Here is a 17,030-nt window from a genome sequence, read left to right as displayed (position 1 = left end):
CGACCACAGCGAGAGCTTCGCCCCCGCCCTGCGCCAGGCCAGCGGCGGCTGGCTGGCTCCGGCGGCGGTCTTCCCCACGCCCCAGGAGGCCAGCGCCGGCCGGCTCAGCGGCGCGGGATCTCTGGCGCTCATGCCCTACTGGCGCGAGGGCCGCCGGTTGGTGGCCCGGGAGCAGGTGCTGGAGCAGCACCTGCTGCCCCAGGGGGAGGGCGCCTGCATCGCCCCCCTCCGCTGCGATACCCAAGGGGCGTTCAGCAGCATCGCCGTGGGCAACTACGCCAACGACCACCACTACCCCGGCGGCGACTGGTCCCTGGCCCCGAAGAGCTGCCGCTGGGGCGGCCGCTGGAGCGGCACCCCGTTCACCATCCCCTACGGCGCGCTGGTGAGTGAGGGTGTCACCAATCTGCTGGCGGCCGACAAGGGCTTCGGTGTCAGCCACATGGCCAATGGGGCCACGCGGCTGCAGCCCCTGGTGCTCAACATCGGCCAGGCCGCCGGGCTGGCGGCGGCCCTTTGTGTGCGCCATGGATTGGAGCCGGCCGCCCTGCCGGTGCGCCGGCTGCAGGAAGCCCTGATCAGCGATCCGGTGGCCCCGGCCGGCGTGGTGCCGCTCTGGGACACCCCCTGGCACCACCCCCGCTGGCGTGAGCGGCAGCTTCAAGCGCTGGAGGCGCCGGAGCGGGTCGATCGCCATGGCCGTCTGGATACGGCGGAGCTGGCGGCACCGGCGGGCTGGGCGCCGCCGCCGGAGCCCGGTGAGCGCCTGTGGCGCGGCGAGCTGGTGCCCGATGGCCAGGGCGGCTACGTGCTCCACGGTGAGGCGGGGGCCTGGCCACTGATCACCCTGGAGCCGGCCCTGCACCACTGGCTGCTGGGCCTGGATCGCCCCACCCCGGCCGCCCTGATCGGTTGCGCCAACCCCTGGGGTCCCTGGCTGCGGGTGTCGCGGCTCGTGCCGTGAAGCTGCTGCTCAGCGGCGCCGCCATCGCCCTCACCTTCGCGGCCTTTCTCCCCTACATCGTCTCGATCCGGGCGGGCCGCACCCGCCCCCACGTCTTCTCCTGGCTGATCTGGGGGGTCACCACGCTCCTGGTCTTTCTGGCCACGTGGGCCGGTGGCGGCGGGGTCGGGGCCTGGCCCACCGGCGTGTCGGCCCTGATCACCTTCCACATCGCCTGGCTGTCCCAGGCCCACGGCGCCGACCGGGCGATCACGAAGGCCGACTGGCTGTTTCTGGCCGGTGCCGCCTCGGCCCTGCCCTTCTGGTTCCTCACCGCCGATCCGCTCGCAGCGGTGCTGGTGCTCACCCTGGTGGATCTGCTGGGATTCGGCCCCACCCTGCGGCGGGCCTGGAGCCACCCCGAACAGGAACGGATCGGCTTCTTCGGCCTGTTCGTGCTGCGCAACCTGCTGGTGCTGCTGTCCCTGGAGCGGCTGACGCTCACCACGGCGTTGTTCCCGGCGTCGGTGGGCCTGGCTTGCGTCGCGGTGGTGGTGCTGCTGCTGTGGCGGCGGCGGCGCCTGCAGCGGTCGGGCCAACCGGCCTGAGGTCGGCCAGGATGGACTGATCAGCGCCCTTGTCCCATGGTGTCCGCCCACCCCGGATCCGCCCTTCGGCCCCTGCCCATGCTGCTCTCGGTGGCGGGTTCGGCGCTGCTGCTGGCGGGCCTGCCGGCCCGGGCGCAGGGCCTCAACAACATGCGCGACCAGCTGATCATCCACTACTGCACCCTGGCGGTGAACGCCGATTTCACCAAGGCGGGCAAGCCGGTGCCGGCGGGCCTGGCCAAGGACACCTGCACCTGCGTGGCCCAGCAGGTGAATGCCCGGGCCTCGATTGCCCAGGCCGAAACCATCTGCAAGCAGCAGGCGATGGACAGGTTCAACCTCAGTCCCTGAGCCCGCCGGGGTCAGCCCGCCGCCGTGAAGCGCAGCAGGTCCCGCAGGGAATCCACCTGCTGCAGCCGCACCAGCAGGGCGTCGCCGGGGCCGGGGTCGCCATGGCACTCGGCGGCCAGGTCCATGGCCAGATCCGGCAGGTGCACCAGGCCGAGGCGGTCCTGGGGCCGCAGCCAGCGCAGGAACAGCCCCGGCCATTGGTGCTGCTCCTGGGCCTCGAACCACACCTGCTGCCAATGGCGCTGGTCCTCCCGGGCGATCTGCAGGCCCTGGCGGAACGCCCCCTCCAGCTCGCCCAGCAGGGCCGCCAGTTCCGCCTCCTCCAGCACCGGCTGCCCCAGCTGGTGGGCCAGCAGCTGGCGCTGCACCAGCAAGTCGTTGTAGCGGCGGATCGGTGAAGTGGCCTGGACGTAGCAAGGCAGGCCCAGGGAGAAGTGGGGGGCGGGCGTGGTACCGAGATGGCCCCGGCTGAGGCAGCGCTTGATGGCGGCATGGCGCACCGGGCCGGCCGGCAGACCCGCCAGTTCCGCCTCAGGCGGCAACTCCGCCGCCAGCTGGCTGCGGTAGGGCAGGGCCAGAGCCTGCTCCTGGCCGCGGGAGGCGATCACCGCCCCGGCCAGGATCATGGCCTCGGCCACCAGGGTGCGCGACGGCGACGGTTCGGTGATCTCCAGCTGGGGCCCCTGGTCGTCACAGCGGATCCGGCCCTCGGGCTGGTCCAGATCGAGGGCCCCCCGGTCCAGCCGCCAGCGGCGACGCCGCTCCATCAGGGCATGGATCTCACTGAGATACCGCTCCTGGGGCGGGGCCAGCTCGATCAGCTCATCGGCATCGGCATAACTCAGGCGGTAGGCGGGCCGCACCCAGCTGGGCTCCAGCCCATGGGCGGCCACGGTGCCGTCTCCTGCCAGCTCCACCCACAGGCTCAGGGCCGCGCTGCGCTGGCCCATGCGCAGGCTCATGGGGCCGGTGCTGAGCACCTCGGGGAACATCGGCAGCGGGCCCCTGGCCAGGTAGAGGCTGCTGGCCCGGCGCCGGGCCTCGATGTCGAGCGGGCTGTCCGATGCCACCAGCCGGCCCGGATCGGCGATGTGGATCCACAACCGCGGCGCCCCGCCGGGCCCCTGCTCCAAGGAGAGGCCGTCGTCGATGTCGCGGGTGTCCGCATCGTCGATGGTGACGGTGTGCAGGCCGGTGAGGTCGCGGCGGCGCCCGTCACCGGGAAGTTCCGTGGCGGCCAGCTCCACCAGCCGCCGGGCCTCCGCCTCCAGCTCCGCGGAGAAGCCCGCCTGCCAGGTGGTGTTCTCCAGGGAGGGCAGATGGTGCCGCTCCCACTGGCCCAGGTCCACCAGCAGGTGCCGGATCGGCGCCGATTCCATCGCGCAGTGGGCCGCCTGCAGGGCCCGGTGCAGCTCGTCCGGCAGGGGACGGCTGGTCTCGCCACTGGCCCACTCGCGCAGCAGGGCCAGGTGCTGGCGCTGTTCGGGATCGAGCTGCCGGGGATCGATCGGGCGGCGCTGGCGCAGGGCGTCCTGCCACTGGCGCCGCCGCTGCTCGGCCAATTGCTGGCGGCGGGCGTCGCGCCGCAGCCGGCGGACATCGACCAGAGGCCGGGCCTCCACCTGCTGCTGGCGCCAGCGGAACAGCGTCTGGGGGCCCTGCAGCCAGAGCCAGCAGGCGGCCTTCTGGATCGGGTCGCTGCCGTCGCCGATCAGGTCGACGAAGTCGCCCAGCTCAAGGGGGGTCGGGTCGTCCAGCAGCAGCAGCCAGGCCGCCCCCAGCTCCCGAGGGCTGGGGGCGGCCTGCTGCAACGTCTCCGGACTCAGGCCCCAGGGGGGCTGGGACAGGCGGGAGGGTGGGGGTTGATCGCCCGGCAGAGCGGCCAGCAGATCGAGCTGCCGAACCCCCCGCTGGATGGCCTTGGCGTCGAAGCCCACCCTGAGATCGAGGCGCGTGCCCTTCTCGGCCACGACGACCGCCAGCAGGCTGCGGCTGTCGTCGTGGAGGCCGACCAGGTCACCCGCGGTGAACCGACGCGAGGCGGAGGGCAACTCAGCCTTCGGGATTCACGAAGGGCAGCAGGGCCACGATCCGGGCCCGCTTGACGGCATTGGTGAGATCGCGCTGCTGCTTGGCCGTCAGGCCGGTGAGGCGGCGGGGCAGGATCTTGCCGCGCTCGGTGATGAACTTCTTGAGCAGATCGACGTCCTTGTAGTCGATCGGATCACCGGGCTTGATCGGTGAAAGGCGCTTCTTGAAGAAGGAACTGGACATGGGAACGGAGTGGGGGAACGAAAGGAGAAAACTGCCGCTGCAGTGGCCGCGGGACGATCAGGCGATGGGATTCCGCAGGGAATCCAGCCTCACTTGATCTCCTTGTGGACGGTGGAGGCGTTGCAGTGGGGGCAGAACTTCTTGAGTTCGATCCGTTCGGTGGTGTTGCGGCGGTTCTTCTGGGTCGTGTAACGGGACACGCCAGGGGACCGCTTGGCGGGGTTGGACCGGCATTCGGTGCACTCGAGGGTGATCACCAGCCGGACGCCCTTGTTCTTGGCCATGGAAGGACGTTGCGCCGCGGATGCGTTGCAGAGAGACGATCCTGCACCTTACCTCCCGATGGGGAGGGCCCTGATCGCTTCCTAAGCTGCACGGCTGCTGTGCACCCCTCCGATGCTGGTTTCGCTCCAATGGCTCCGGGAGCTGGTCAGCGTGGAACCGGCCGCTCTCGAGCCGGAGCCCCTGGCGGAGCGTCTCTCGATCGCCGGTTTCGAGGTGGAGGCCATCGAGGATCTGGCGGCCCGGGCGGCCGGTGTGGTGGTGGGCCACGTGGTGCAGCGCGATCCCCATCCCAACGCCGACAAGCTCAGCGTCTGCCGCGTGGATGTGGGGGCCGGCGAGCCCCTGCAGATCGTCTGCGGCGCCCCGAATGTGCGCCAGGGCCTGCATGTGCCCGTGGCCCTGGTGGGCAGCACCCTGCCGGCGGTGGGGCTGACGATCAAACCGGCCGAACTGCGGGGGGTGGCCAGCAGCGGCATGATCTGCTCCCTGCGCGAGCTGGGCCTCGACGACGGCAGCGACGGCATTGCCGAACTCGACCGGCTGCTGGACACGCTGCCCCCCCTGGGAACCCCCGTGGGCCCGCTGCTGGGCCTGGACGACCAGGTGCTGGAGCTGGCGATCACCGCCAACCGCCCCGATGGCCTCTCGATGCGTGGCATCGCCCGCGAGGTGGCGGCCCTCAGCGGCGGCAGCACCACCTTCCCCGCGGCGGCCCCCGTTGTCGCGGCCCAGCCCCTGGCCGCCGCGGCGGCCGACCGTGACGCCATCGAGGCGGGGGGGCTGTTCAGCCTCACCGCCCTCAGCGGCCTGACGGTGGGCCCCTCCCCGGACTGGCTGCGCCAGCGGCTGGAGCGGGCCGGGGTGCGCCCCATCAACAACGTGGTGGACATCACCAACCTGGTGATGCTGGAAACGGGCCAGCCCCTGCACGCCTTCGACCGGGATTGCCTGGCGGGGCTCACGGGCGGCACGCCCGAGCCGGCCAGCATCGGCCTGCGCCAGGCCCGCCCTGGAGAGACCTTCGCGGCCCTCGACGGCCAGGAGCGCACCTTGAATGGGGAGGCCCTGGTGGTCACCTGCGCCGACCACCCCATCGCCCTCGCCGGGGTGATGGGGGGCCTGGCCGAGGCCGTCACCGAAGCCACCACCGCCATCTGGCTGGAGGCGGCGGTGTTCGCCCCCCAGGCGGTGCGGCGCTCCGCCCGCAGCGTCGGCCTGCGCACCGAGGCCAGCAGCCGCTTCGAGAAGGGGGTGCCGCGGGAGATCACCCTGCCCGCCGCCGACCGGGCCGTGGCCCTGCTGCAGGAGCTGGCCGGCGCCCGGCTGGATGGCCGCTGGCTGCACCAGCGCCCCCCCCCCCCCCACTCCTCCCTGCCCCTGCGCCGCGACGCCCTCCACAACCTGCTGGGTCCGGTGCTGGTGGAGGGCGAGGCCCTGGACCTGGACGACGGCCGCATCACAGCCACCCTCGAGGCCCTCGGCTGCGTCCTGGAGGAGGACGACGAAGGCTGGCAGGTGCAGGTGCCGCCCGAGCGGGCCATGGACCTCAGGCGTGAGGTGGACCTGATCGAGGAGGTGGCCCGGCTGGTGGGCTATGACCACTTCGCCGCCCACCTGCCCGATCCCCTCATCCCCGGGGGCCTCGAGCCGGCCCAGCAGCTGGAGCGACGCCTGCGCCGCAGCCTCTGCGCCGCCGGCCTGCAGGAGATCGTCTCCCTGTCGCTGGTGGCGGCGGCGCCGGGCCGGGTGCCCCTGGCCAACCCGCTCCTGGCCGATTACGGCCACCTGCGCGACAACCTGCACCAGGAGCTGCTCCAGGCCGCCCGCCGCAATCTGCAGGCGTCCCTGGACGGCTTCTGGGGCTTCGAGATCGGCCGGGTGTTCCCCGGTGGTGGGGCCAGCGGTGAGCAGCGCCACGCGGAACGCACCCTGCTGGTGGGGGTGATCGCCGGGGAGCGCCGCGCCGAACGCTGGCGCAGCTCCGGCAAACCCGCCCCCCCGGATTACTTCCAGGCCCGCGGCGTGCTCCAGGCCGGTCTGGAGCCCCTGCGCCTGCCCCTGGAGGATCGCCCCCTGACGGACGCCCCCCTGCTCCACCCCGGCCGGGCCGCCCAGCTGCTCGTGGAAGGCAAGCCCGCCGGCTGGTTCGGCCAGCTCCACCCGGCCGAGGCCGATGCCCTCGACCTGCCGGCCGCCACCTATGTGTTCCAGCTGGAGCTGGAGCCCCTGCTCAGCGCCGGCACCCGCCGCAACCGCTGGCAGCCCAGCTTCCGCCCCTACCCCACCGTGCCGGCTTCGGAACGCGATCTGGCCCTTGTCGTTCCCACCGACACCACGGCCACGGACCTGCTGGCGGCGATCCGCAAGGCGGGCAAGCCGCTGCTGGAGCAGGCCGAGCTGATCGATCGCTACGAGGGCGCCCAGGTGGAGGCCGGCCGCTGCAGCCAGGCCTTCCGCCTGCGCTACCGCGACAGCGCCCGCACCCTCACCGACGAGGAGGTGGAAGCGGCCCATGGGAAGGTGCGCGCAGCGCTCGAGCGCCAGTTCGGCGCCGAACAGCGCCGCTAGAGGCGCTCCAGGGCCGCCAGGGCCTCCACGTGGCTGGTGTTGGGGAAGAAGTCCACGGGCTGCACCCAGTTCAGCCGGTAGGCCCCTGAGCCGCACAGCTGGGCCAGGTCCCGGGCCAGGGCCGCCGGATCGCAGCTCACGTAGGCGATCCGCTCCGGTCGCGCCGCCAGGATCGCCGCAATGGCCACCGGATTCAGCCCCTTGCGGGGCGGATCCAGCACCAGGGCCGCCATCCCCTGGAGCCGCTCCTCCAGCACCTGGGGCACGTCGGCCTGCTCGAAGCTGGCCCGTCCCTCCAGTCCGTTGGCGGAAGCATTCAGCCGGGCCAGAGCCACGGAGCCGGGGTGCAGTTCCAGGCCGCTGACCTGCCAGCCGGCGGCGGCCAGGGGCAGGCTGTAGGTGCCGATGCCGCAGTAGGCATCGAGCAGGGTGCCGCCGGTGGGAGCGGGGCCGAGGGCTTCGACCAGGTGGGGCACCAGCCGTTCGGCCTGGCCCGTGTTCACCTGGAAGAAGGTGTCGGCGGCGATGCGGAAGTGCAGGCCGGCGAAGGTTTCGCTCAGCCACTCCCGGCCGCGGATCACCCGGGTCTCGTCGCCCATCAGACGATTGGTGGGCAGGGGCTGGAGGTTGAGGCAGACACCCACCAGCTCGGGCCAGCGTTCGCACCAGGCGTCGGCCAGGGCCTCCAGGCCGGGCAGGTCGTCATGGCTGCTGATCAGGGTGATGAGCAGTTCCCCGGTGGCCGCCCCCACCCGCAGGCCCAGGTGGCGCAGACCGGGACCTTCCACGGCCTCGGGATCGTTGCCGTGGCGATCGATCGGCCAGTCGCTGGCTTCGATGTCGGCCTTGAGGGGGGCGATCAGGGCATCGATGCGTGGGTCGAGCACCGGGCAGCGGGCCATGTTGACGATCTGATGCGAGCCCCGGCGGTAGTAGCCGGCCCGCAGGCGGCCATCGGCCCGGCGCTCCAGCGGAACCAGGGCGCGGTTGCGGTACCCCAGGGTCGGATCGGCCGCCAGCAGCGGCCGCACCGGGGCGCTCAGGCCGCCGATGCGCTGCAGGGTCTGCTCCAGGGTGCGCTGCTTCCAGGCCGCCTCGGCTGCGTCCGAAAGGGGCTGGAGGCTGCAGCCACCGCAGTTGTCGGCCAGGATGCAGGGGGCCCGGCGGCGGTCGGCCGAGGGCGTCAGCACCCGCTGCAGCTGACCCACCAGATGGCGCCGCGCCACGGCCTGCAGGCGCACCTGCACGGTGTCGCCGGGGAGGGCGCCGCTGACGAACACCACCTGCCCGTCGTGGCGCCCCACCCCCTGCCCGTCATGGCCCAGGTCGGTGATCTCCAGCTCGAGCCTGTCGCCCACCGAGGCCATCTGGATTCCGCAGCACTGCTGCGACCCTATCGGGGGTCGTGCAAAGGGGCGTTACACCTTGCGCCCGGAGGTCTGGCGGAGGCTTCGGGCTCGATAGGATTCGCCGGACTGTGGTCGCTGCTATGAGCGTCGTTCGCGATCTGATCCTCCAGGCCGATGATCAGCTCCGCTATCCCACGGGCGGCGAGCTGCGCACGATGGTGGAGTTCCTCAGCGGCGGGGCCCGCCGGCTGAGCGTTGTCAGGGTGCTGACCGACAACGAGAAAAAGATCATCGCCGAAGCGTCGAAACAGCTCTTCCTGCGCAAGCCGGACTACGTGGCCCCGGGCGGGAACGCCTTCGGCCAGAAGCAGCGGGCCCAGTGCCTGCGCGACTACAGCTGGTACCTGCGGCTGGTCACCTACGGCATCCTGGCCGGCAGCACCGAGCTGATCCAGCAGATCGGCGTGGTGGGCGCCCGCGAGATGTACAACAGTCTGGGCGTGCCCCTGCCCGGCATGGTGGAGGCGATGCGCACCCTCAAGGAGGCGGCCCTGGTGCTGCTGGGTGGTGAGGAAGCGACCCTGGCCGGCCCCTACTTCGACTACCTGATTCAGGGACTCCAGACCTCCACCTGATCTGTCCCTGAGTCTCACCCTGGACTCAGTTTAGGTCTTTCCGCGGGTCCGGCATGAGATGGCCGGTCACCATCGTTTCGCGAGCCTGCTGCCCCGTCACCAACGTGACGGGGATTTCTTTGCGGGCCTCGCGCGTTCGCGGCAGGACCACGACGAGCGTGTGAGGCCCAGCGTCGGAGGAGCGGTGCAGCTGCCCCATGCATCTCACCCTGGACTGGAAGCTGGTCCTGGAGTGAGATCTGGATCAGTCAAATGCGACGACTTGGCCGTGGTGGTTCCGGTTGCTTCGTGGCTGGACGGTTCGTGGTGTTGGTGCTGGGCAGCCCATCCCTCCGGCATGGTGATGGCCAGGTCAAAGAACCGCCGACCGCACCCCAGGCATCCCGGATGCGTCTCTTGACAAGACCAGGAATGGGTCGCAGCTGGGACTAGCGATGTACAGGCTGGAGGCCTGCCCGATCCGACGGACGGCCCATCCCGGAGCTGGTTCCTCCCCCTGGGCTCCGCCGGGAGACTTCTGAGACGATCGACCGTCTCGGGCCTTTGCTTAACTCTGCGTATCTGTGTCAAAGACAGTGACGCGGTCTTCGGGAACTCAGTCAGTCACTGGCGAGTGAGAGGCTGTCCAGAGCCTGGACAGCACACTTCGGCCGAGTCGGGCGCCCAGGACATCCCCTTTCATCAGAGTCCAGGATCTATTGACTGTCGTGTGTGGCACAGAGGTGCAGGTGCACGGTTGTGACACGTGAAATCAACGAAAAATCGAGGTATTGCGGTTACATTCCTGGTCCAGCTATGGGACACGCAGCTGGTCCCATAAGAGACACATGGGACCAGGCCAGTGGGACCATCCACCTGCCGATCCGATCCTCTGACCACTCGTCCGGTTCGGCCCGTCTGAGTCCCATAACCAGACTGGTATCTGGTCTCACCCGAGACGATCGATCAGCATGGTCCAGTCTGGCCGTCAGCTCACGGGGGGTCAGCGGTCGCTCGCGGCGCCCTGCCGATACAGCTCCTTGAGCAACTGATAGGCCTCATTGAGACGCCGCATCGCCTCCACCGATCCGCCGGCGTCAGGATGGTGGCTCTGGGCCATGTCCCGATAGGCCTCGCGGATCTGGGCGAGGGTGAGGCGCTGGCCGGGATCGGTGGGCAGCTGCAGCAGCCGCAGGGCCCCGTGCAGGGTCATGGTGTGCTCCAGCGTCTGGAAGGAGGTCCCGCGACGACGACGGCGGAAACGGTGCACGAAGCGCCGGATCAGGGTCGGGATCCGCAGGCTCAGGGTCGAACCACTGAAGGGGTCCTCGAGCACCCCGGCGGTCACCATCACCCGCTCGAACGTCGGTGGGCCATCGCTCCAGCCGGGAACGAACTGCTGCATCGCCTGGCAGGCTCCCGACCACGTGAACGTCCGGCCATCGCTCTGGTCCGACTGGGGCCAGATGTCCTGGGCCAGCCAGAGCATGGCTGCCTCCAGCACCGCCTCATTGGCTGGCGACCCGTAGAGCGTGTGCCAGTGGTTGCCGGCCTCCTCCATCGCCTGCTGCACCACCTCCCCGCTGAGCGGTGGCAGGGGGGTGAGGGGCAGGGGGCCGGCACTCTGCCGGGCCGTGGGCCGCAGGCTGCGCTTGAGGACATCGGAGCGGCGCCGCACGAATCCAGGCAGGTCGATCCCCCCACCAGCGGGCTGGGGAGGCGGGGCCTGCTCCTTCGGCGCCTCCCACTCGAATTCCGCCTGCAGGGTGTCCATCGCCCCCCGGCCCACCAGCACCAGGGCCCCCTGTTCCTCCAGGTCCCGCTCGTCCTCGCCGTGGCGCCGGGCTGATCGGCCCTCCGGCACCAGGCCATGGCCGCCACCGACATGGCCAGCAGCCGCACTCTCGCCATCGCCATCGCCGTCGTCGTCCTCGTCGCCGGAGCCGAACAGGTCGTCGAGCAGCCGCTCGAGCACATCGCCCCGACTGCGGATGCCCCACTCCCGCCGCAGATGGTCCAGATGGGCCACCAGCTCCCGGGTGAGGTCGAGGCTGATCCGCTGTCTGGTGTCGTTCGACTTCTCAGCCACGGCAGCCCTCCATCGGTGCTGGGTTCGCTGGCATCGGACGATGGATCAGGGTCCCCGCTGGTCCAGGAGGAACTGTTGCTGGGCCTCGACGGCCTCGCGGTAGCGATCCACCAGTGAGCCACCGCTGGCGGCGGTGCCGGAACGGGTGCGCATCGGCGTGGTCATGGGGGACGGGGCCAGGACGCCGCGGTTCGACCCGGGCGGCAGCGGCGGTGGCGGATTCAGCCAGCCGGGGGCCGGCGCCGGCCGGAGGATCTGGGGCGGCGGCACCAGGGGACCGGTACCGCCGATCGGTGTCGGGCTGAGGGTGGCGGCCGGCGGCAGGATGGTGAGTGCCGGAGGCGCGACGGGCGGTGCTGCCGGTCGGGCCGTGGCGCCGGCCCGCGCCAGCTCCAGCTGCCGCTCCCGCTCCTGGACCATGGCCAGTTGGCTGGCGCTCACCACACTCAGCAGGTGGCCAGGGGTGGCGTCGGCCGGGTAGACGAGGCTGACCCGCACGGGGTTCACAACCCCTGGCGTGAGATCGATCTGGCCCAGAGAAAGGCTCTGCCCGGAGCGCAGCCCCACATGCACCTCCCGCATCCCAGAGGGGGTCTGGATCTGGATCGAGCCCCGGAAGGCCGTGAACGGCTGGCCGCCGATCAGCGTGGGGTGGCTCATGACCAGCTCGTAGGGACCGTTGCCCTTGAGGTTCAGGTCAATGTCGAAGCGCACCCCGTAGGTGCCGACGTTGTCGAGGGAGGAATCGACCATGCGGCTGGCCAAGGCGTTGACCTGCACGTCCCGGGTGCCGAAATGGTGCCGGTCGGTGCTGGTGAAGGGCACATGCAGAGGGCCTTTGAGATTGAGGTCGTGGGTGATGGCGGCCTGGTAGGCATCGCCAAGGGCCACGCCGCCCACCCGGGAGAAGATCCGCCGGTTGTGGATGTCATTGATCCGACTCAGGTAGACCCGGCCGGGGGCCAGTCGGCCCCCATCCAGCACCGCCAGGACTTCGCTGTCGGAGTCGCGCGCCTTGGCGGCCACCACCGCGATCTGGAAGGGGCCGTCGCTGCGGCCGCGCAGCAGGGCATTGGCGATGCCCAGCGCCGGCAGCTGGGTCTGGAAGAGAACGATGCGGCTGCGGGCCGGAATCGTGATCTCGTCGGTCAGGCGGCTGTCCAGTCGGCCTCGGAGCATCTGAACCGCGGTGGCATCACCGGGCCCGGTGTTCCAGGGACGGGGGCCCAGGGGCTTGACCCCCATCAGGTTGTTGGCGAGGTACGGGGCTTCAAAGCTGTTGCGCACCGCCCCCTTCGAAAAGCGGATCTGCACCGGCCGCACGCCCGGGTTGATCAGGATGGCCGCCAGCGTGAGCTCCGCCCGTCGATCACGCGGGGAAATGGAGCGGCGGTTGGGGGGAAAGTACTTGTGATGCAGGTGCATCCCGAATTCCCCGTTGAAGGTGAACTCGGCATTGCGCAGGGCCTGGCCCGTCTCCGCGGCGTAGGCGTAGCCGGGCGCCGTGTTGATCAGGATCCCCGGCCCCTCCACCTCCTCGGGCTGGTTGGAGTGCAGCACCGGCACGTTGTTGAAGGTGCCGTTCAGCGGCCGGGCCTTCTGGCCCGCCATCAGAGCGACGTAGGCGTGGGCGGGCTGTGCCAGCACGAGGCCCAGACCCAGCGTCAGCCAGACACCGATGGGACCAATGGGGGGGACTGATCTCAAATTGCGTCAGGCTGGTGGTGTGGGTGGCCAGAGGACGGTAAGGCGGGATGCGACCGTCCCAACCGTTGGGGGGTGCGTGACCTGGGCAGCCCCGGATGGAACGACAGGCTCGCTAGAACGGTCGCACTCTGCAGATTTTGTCATGATTCCTCCCTTCGGGTACTGCTCCGGGTCGGAGTCCGGAGCCAGCGCCCTGCGGCGGTATCAGGAGCGCAAGCTGCGCCTGCTCAGTTTCTGGCGCGATGGCATCGAACGGCAGCTGGCCGCCATGAACGCCGCCATCAGCACCCTGGAACAGCAGATGCACCGCCATCAGGCCGACCACCAGGAGTGAGTCCGCGGGCGTCCAGCTCCAGTCGGAGCTGCTCCAGGCCTTTGTGCAAAAGGCGTTTCACCGTCATCGGGCTGACCCCCATCTGGCGACCGAGGCGCCGGTAGCTCCACCCCGCCAGAACAACCTGGCGCACCACCAGCTGCATCCGGGGCTCCAGCAGGGCCAGCAATATCGCCACGGACGGACCCGGCTCCTCCTGGCGGCACGGCTCGCTGGCCGTGCTGGCGGCCACGGCCTCGACCAGGGCCGGATCATCGAGGTTGGCGGGTCTGGCCAGCAGCCGCTGCAGTTCCAGCCGACGCCATTCCTCCGGGGTGATGCCCATGGAGCCGCTCAGCTGGGTGATCGCCCGGGCCGGATCCGCCAGCAGGGCGGGGTGATGGCTGAGCCGGTTGAACCGCTCCTGGAGTTCCGCCTGGCGCCGCGGCAGCCGCACCAGAGGGGCCGCATCCCGCAGGTAGTGGAGGATCGCCCCGCGGATGTGGGGCCTGGCGAAAGCTTCGAACGGGGTGCGGCGGTCCTCGCGGTAGAGCTCGGCGGCCCGGATCAGCCCCATCAGTCCCACCTGAAGCAGATCCTCGACGGCCTCACGGCTGCAGCGGGAATAGTGCAGCGCCAGGGGGCGGACCACGGCCCGGTACTGCTCCACGCGCCGGTTGCGGCAGGCGGCGTCGGAGGGAAGGGTTGGGCGGCAGGAGGGGGATGGGGCCATGGTCGTGGGGCCTGGTCGTCGGCGATGTCGGGGAAACGGAGCGCGCCGCGGCGCCGATGACGGCGGGTGGTGCGCTCCTTTTCCAGAGAGGGCCAGGAGGACCGGAGAGCACAACCGTGGAAACACGGAAGTTGCCCGAGCCCGATCCAGGGCCCGGGCCGCGGGACCCATTGGCTCAGGTCCGGGGGGCCGCCACGTCCTGCAGCAGGGCCCAGGGGCCATGCCGTTCCAGCCAGCCCCTGTCTGAGCCCTCGGTGATCAGCAGGAAGCCGGCGAAGCCCAGGGCGTTGACGCTGAATCCCGCCCCGTGCTCCCGCACCCGGCGCACGGTCAGGAACCAGTCGTCGTCGAACAGCAGGTTGTAGGGGTGCAGGGGCGCGCCGTCCCGGCCCGGTTTCCCCAGCCCAAGCTCCCGGGAATGGGCGTGGTACAGACCCCCCAGATCCGACCCACCCAGCGGATCGCTGCGCCGGCTGAGGCGGTAGGCCCAGCTCCAGGCGGGCTCCCCCGTCTCCAGCTGCTCCAGGAACAGCGGCGCCAGGGGGCAGCTGGCCTCACCGGGCCGGCGTGGCAGCAGCTGCAGATGGCGATGGGGCTGGCTGGCGCCGGAGCGGGCGCCGCTGTTGAAGAACCACAGGCCGCCGGTGTCCCGGCCCACCTGGGCCACCGCCTGCCAGTCGGAGGCCTCGATCCAGCCCCCCTGGGGGCGCCAGTCACGGGTGATCACCAGCAGGTGGGCCTCCTGCACCGGGTACTTGTTGAGCAGCAGCACATGGCCGGGCTCGAGCAGCTCCACCTGCAGGGGCCTGTCCCACGGCAGGAAGGGATTGGGCCGCGGCCCCCCCTGGCGCAGGTGCCGGGGCGTGGAGGACAGCAGCTCGCGCAGGACGAAGGGCTCCATGCCGGGAACCGGCAGGAGGCGTGTGTGGAGGGGCACCAGGGCTCCCTGGCGGCGGGCCAGCTCCGAGACCTCACGGGCCCGTTGCCAATGGCGCTCAGCTCGCACCGGCCTGCAGTCGGGCCAGGGAGGCGCCCCGGTAGTAGCGCCCGAGAATCTCGTTGTACCGCAGCCCCTGTTCCGCCAGATCCTGGGCACCGTGCTGGCTCATGCTGGCCCCCAGGTGGCCGTGGGCCTCCTGCGTGATGCGGTTGGTGGCCGCGTAGAGGCTTTCGACGATGCCTCCCTGGTAGCTGAGGATCACCCCGGAGGTGCTGGCGGTGGCCTGGCGGGTGCGGGCGGTGACGCTGCCCAGGCCCCGGTAGGCCTGCCAGCGGGTGGTGTCGCCCAGGTGCCAGTGGGCACTGGCCGGACGGGCCATGTGGGCCATGGCGTAGGAGCGGGCCGCCACGGCCTGGGCCTTGAGGGCCTCCATGTTCCAGCTGCTGGGCATTTCGGCGCCCACCACCGAGCTGATGTAGCGCTCCAGGGAGACGTGGTTCACGAGCTGCAGGCCCTGGGATCCGCGCAGCACCCTCAGGCGGCCTTCGTAGGGCCGCCCGTCCACCTGCAGGACATGGTCGGAGCCCGTCTCCATCCAGACCTCGGCCCGTCCGGCCATGGCCGCCGCCAGGTCGGGCGCGTCAGCGGGGCCGCCCTCCTGGACCGGGCGTCCGTCCCGATCCACCAGTCGCCAGTAGCCGCTGGCGCCCAGCCGGGGGGAGGGGGAGGCGCCCAGCAGCGCCACCCGGATCTCCAGGGGGACCTCCGCGCCGGCCTCCGGTTCCACCAGGGCCGGATCGGGATGGCTGAGGCTGGTGCGCTGGGCCTGCAGGGAGGCCGCTGCCAGCAGATCCTTGTCCGGGGCTTCCCTGGCATCGGTGCCCTCCTGGGAGACCTCCCGGGGCTGGGCGATCAGGGCTTCGAGCAGGTCGGGATCGGAGCGGGAGGCCCCCGCCGGGATCAGCTCCTGGGCGGCGAATCCGGCCCCCACCGCAACGACGGCCAGGGGGGCGGTGAGCAGGATCGGATGGCGGCGACAACCCTGGAGCAGTCGCTGGCCCGTGGCGCGGATGGCGGCGATGGCGGCCGTGACGTGCCGGCTCACGGCAGGGATTCACAAAGGATTGAGAGGATCATGCCGGAGAATCCGGCTCAGGCGACCGCCTCGGCCCGCAGGTCACGCTGCATCAGCTCCTGCACCGCCTGGCGCGCCTCAAGCTCGCCCGCCAGCAGGCGCACCACCTGCCCGCAGATCGGCAGTTGCCAGCCCTCCCTCCCGGCCAGGGCCAGGGTGGCGCGGGCGGTGCGGGGGCCTTCCACGGTGGCGCCGATCCGGCCGAGGGCGGTCGCCTCGTCACAGCCCTCGGCCAGCAGGCCGCCGAAGCGGTAGTTGCGGCTGAGGCTGCTGTTGGCCGTGGCCAGCAGGTCCCCCAGGCCGGCCAGTCCGTAGAGGGTGGTGGGCTGGCCTCCGAGGGCCTGGAGCACGACGGCGATCTCCGCCAGGCCCCGGCACAGCAGGGAGGCCTTGGCGTTCGCCCCCAGGCCCAGGCCGTCGCTGATGCCGGCGGCCAGGGCGATCACGTTCTTGAGGGCCCCGGCCGCCTCGGTGCCGATGGGATCGGCGTTCGTGTACAGCCGCAGGTGCGGGGTCCGCAGCTGCTCCTGCAACCGGCGGGCCAGGCCGGCGTCGTCGCTGCTGAGCACGCTGGCCGCCGGCAGGCCCCGGTCGAGCTCCTCGGCCAGATTCGGGCCACTCAGCACCGCCAGCGGCACCGCCGGCAGGTGGCGCCGCCAGAGCTGACTGGCGGTGCACAGGCTGTCCAGATCGATGCCCTTGCTGCAGCTCAGCAGCGGCAGGCCCTCCGGCCAGCGCCCCTGCAGGCCCAGGCCCAGGGGGGCGACCCCCACCATCGACACGGCCACCACCGCCAGGTCGCAGTCCTGGAGTGCGGAGGCCGGATCTCCACCGTCACGCCGCGACCAGCTGCGCAGCTGGTGCCCCTGGCGCTCCCAGAGCCGCAGCAACGTGCCGCCCCAGGCACCCCGACCCAGCACGGTGATGCGCAGACCCATGGACCGATGCGCGGGGCGATTCCCCGGATGGAACTGCCATCATGCGCCATCCCCCTGCCCGCCATGCCGATCGCCACCAACCCCCACTGGCACGACTGGGAGGGGCAGGCCCTGATCGTCGGCCCGGGGGGCATCGGGCTGGCGCTGGCGGCCGAGCTGGCCCGGCGGGCACCGGGTCTGCGG

The 17,030-nt window shown here is 71.2% G+C and carries 16 protein-coding genes; 6 read left to right on the top strand and 10 right to left on the bottom strand.

Features of this window, described 5'->3' with window-relative positions; translation table 11 throughout:
- From VB737_RS01595 to VB737_RS01585, 3 genes are all read left to right on the top strand, one after another.
- The coding region (locus tag VB737_RS01595; protein WP_500310556.1) for an FAD-dependent oxidoreductase at window positions 1–964 on the top strand (964 nt) is incomplete at its 5' end.
- Window positions 961–1,551, top strand: a complete 591-nt coding sequence (locus VB737_RS01590) for a hypothetical protein (protein ID WP_500310554.1) — start codon at window positions 961–963, stop codon at window positions 1,549–1,551. The genes VB737_RS01595 and VB737_RS01590, both read left to right, overlap by 4 nt.
- Before the next feature lie 36 nt (window positions 1,552–1,587).
- Entirely contained in the window at window positions 1,588–1,902 is a 315-nt protein-coding gene (locus VB737_RS01585; RefSeq protein WP_500310552.1) for a hypothetical protein, read from the top strand.
- An 11-nt stretch (window positions 1,903–1,913) separates the two neighbouring features.
- Here the strand turns inward: VB737_RS01585 and VB737_RS01580 are convergent, their stop codons facing one another.
- The 3 genes from VB737_RS01580 to rpmG form a co-directional block, all read right to left on the bottom strand.
- Window positions 1,914–3,953 (bottom strand): ribonuclease catalytic domain-containing protein, encoded by a 2,040-nt coding sequence (locus VB737_RS01580; protein WP_500310550.1) that lies wholly within the window; start codon window positions 3,951–3,953, stop codon window positions 1,914–1,916.
- 1 nt (window position 3,954) lies between these two features.
- Window positions 3,955–4,176 (bottom strand): 30S ribosomal protein S18, encoded by a 222-nt coding sequence (gene rpsR, locus VB737_RS01575; RefSeq protein ID WP_006041316.1) that lies wholly within the window; start codon window positions 4,174–4,176, stop codon window positions 3,955–3,957.
- Between the two features lie 89 nt (window positions 4,177–4,265).
- Window positions 4,266–4,460, bottom strand: a complete 195-nt coding sequence (gene rpmG, locus VB737_RS01570; protein ID WP_015108195.1) for a 50S ribosomal protein L33 — start codon at window positions 4,458–4,460, stop codon at window positions 4,266–4,268.
- 112 nt (window positions 4,461–4,572) lie between these two features.
- Here rpmG and pheT point away from each other — a divergent pair, with 112 nt between their 5' ends.
- Window positions 4,573–7,029 (top strand): phenylalanine--tRNA ligase subunit beta, encoded by a 2,457-nt coding sequence (gene pheT / locus VB737_RS01565; RefSeq protein ID WP_500310547.1) that lies wholly within the window; start codon window positions 4,573–4,575, stop codon window positions 7,027–7,029.
- On the opposite strand, the gene rlmD is transcribed toward pheT, so the two are convergent.
- Window positions 7,026–8,396, bottom strand: a complete 1,371-nt coding sequence (gene rlmD, locus VB737_RS01560; protein ID WP_500310545.1) for a 23S rRNA (uracil(1939)-C(5))-methyltransferase RlmD — start codon at window positions 8,394–8,396, stop codon at window positions 7,026–7,028. The two genes, pheT and rlmD, sit on opposite strands and share 4 nt — an antisense overlap.
- Window positions 8,397–8,518: 122 nt before the next feature.
- Between rlmD and VB737_RS01555 the strand changes: the two genes are divergently transcribed.
- A complete protein-coding gene (locus VB737_RS01555; protein WP_500310543.1) occupies window positions 8,519–9,013 on the top strand; it encodes a bilin-binding protein in 495 nt (164 codons plus the stop codon).
- A 982-nt stretch (window positions 9,014–9,995) separates the two neighbouring features.
- Here the strand turns inward: VB737_RS01555 and VB737_RS01550 are convergent.
- Entirely contained in the window at window positions 9,996–11,081 is a 1,086-nt protein-coding gene (locus VB737_RS01550) for a J domain-containing protein (RefSeq protein WP_500310542.1), read from the bottom strand.
- Window positions 11,082–11,126: 45 nt separating this feature from the next.
- Window positions 11,127–12,692, bottom strand: a complete 1,566-nt coding sequence (locus tag VB737_RS01545; protein ID WP_500310558.1) for a DUF3370 family protein — start codon at window positions 12,690–12,692, stop codon at window positions 11,127–11,129.
- Window positions 12,693–12,930: 238 nt separating this feature from the next.
- On the opposite strand from VB737_RS01545, the gene VB737_RS01540 reads away from it, so the two are divergent.
- Window positions 12,931–13,122 (top strand): sigma factor SigF, encoded by a 192-nt coding sequence (locus tag VB737_RS01540; protein ID WP_500310540.1) that lies wholly within the window; start codon window positions 12,931–12,933, stop codon window positions 13,120–13,122.
- On the opposite strand, the gene VB737_RS01535 is transcribed toward VB737_RS01540, so the two are convergent.
- From VB737_RS01535 to VB737_RS01520, 4 genes are all read right to left on the bottom strand, one after another.
- A complete protein-coding gene (locus tag VB737_RS01535) occupies window positions 13,070–13,834 on the bottom strand; it encodes a sigma-70 family RNA polymerase sigma factor (RefSeq protein ID WP_500310538.1) in 765 nt (254 codons plus the stop codon). The two genes, VB737_RS01540 and VB737_RS01535, sit on opposite strands and share 53 nt — an antisense overlap.
- A 175-nt stretch (window positions 13,835–14,009) precedes the next feature.
- Entirely contained in the window at window positions 14,010–14,840 is an 831-nt protein-coding gene (locus VB737_RS01530) for an ATP adenylyltransferase family protein (protein ID WP_500310536.1), read from the bottom strand.
- Window positions 14,830–15,879 carry a SpoIID/LytB domain-containing protein gene (locus VB737_RS01525; RefSeq protein ID WP_500310534.1) on the bottom strand — a complete coding sequence of 350 codons (1,050 nt, stop codon included), beginning with the start codon at window positions 15,877–15,879 and terminating at the stop codon, window positions 14,830–14,832. Before VB737_RS01525 ends, VB737_RS01530 begins: the two co-directional genes overlap by 11 nt.
- 47 nt (window positions 15,880–15,926) lie before the next feature.
- Window positions 15,927–16,847, bottom strand: a complete 921-nt coding sequence (locus tag VB737_RS01520; RefSeq protein ID WP_500310533.1) for an NAD(P)H-dependent glycerol-3-phosphate dehydrogenase — start codon at window positions 16,845–16,847, stop codon at window positions 15,927–15,929.
- Window positions 16,848–17,030: the final 183 nt, after the last annotated feature.

It is taken from the genome of Synechococcus sp. BA-120 BA3, assembly GCF_034931285.1.
Taxonomy (GTDB): Bacteria; Cyanobacteriota; Cyanobacteriia; order PCC-6307; family Cyanobiaceae; genus Cyanobium.
The sequence above is the reverse complement of the archived record's forward strand: the minus strand, read 5'-3'. Positions and strand labels throughout refer to the sequence as shown.

Excerpts from the sequence above, each read along its gene's own strand:
- VB737_RS01545 (WP_500310558.1), bottom strand. The coding sequence starts at position 12,692 with ATGGCGGGCCAGAAGGCCCGGCCGCTGAACGGCACCTTCAACAACGTG.
- VB737_RS01535 (WP_500310538.1), bottom strand. The coding sequence starts at position 13,834 with ATGGCCCCATCCCCCTCCTGCCGCCCAACCCTTCCCTCCGACGCCGCC.
- rpmG (WP_015108195.1), bottom strand. The coding sequence starts at position 4,460 with ATGGCCAAGAACAAGGGCGTCCGGCTGGTGATCACCCTCGAGTGCACC.
- rpsR (WP_006041316.1), bottom strand. The coding sequence starts at position 4,176 with ATGTCCAGTTCCTTCTTCAAGAAGCGCCTTTCACCGATCAAGCCCGGT.
- pheT (WP_500310547.1), top strand. The coding sequence starts at position 4,573 with ATGCTGGTTTCGCTCCAATGGCTCCGGGAGCTGGTCAGCGTGGAACCG.
- VB737_RS01555 (WP_500310543.1), top strand. The coding sequence starts at position 8,519 with ATGAGCGTCGTTCGCGATCTGATCCTCCAGGCCGATGATCAGCTCCGC.
- VB737_RS01540 (WP_500310540.1), top strand. The coding sequence starts at position 12,931 with ATGATTCCTCCCTTCGGGTACTGCTCCGGGTCGGAGTCCGGAGCCAGC.
- VB737_RS01585 (WP_500310552.1), top strand. The coding sequence starts at position 1,588 with ATGGTGTCCGCCCACCCCGGATCCGCCCTTCGGCCCCTGCCCATGCTG.
- VB737_RS01520 (WP_500310533.1), bottom strand. The coding sequence starts at position 16,847 with ATGGGTCTGCGCATCACCGTGCTGGGTCGGGGTGCCTGGGGCGGCACG.
- rlmD (WP_500310545.1), bottom strand. The coding sequence starts at position 8,396 with ATGGCCTCGGTGGGCGACAGGCTCGAGCTGGAGATCACCGACCTGGGC.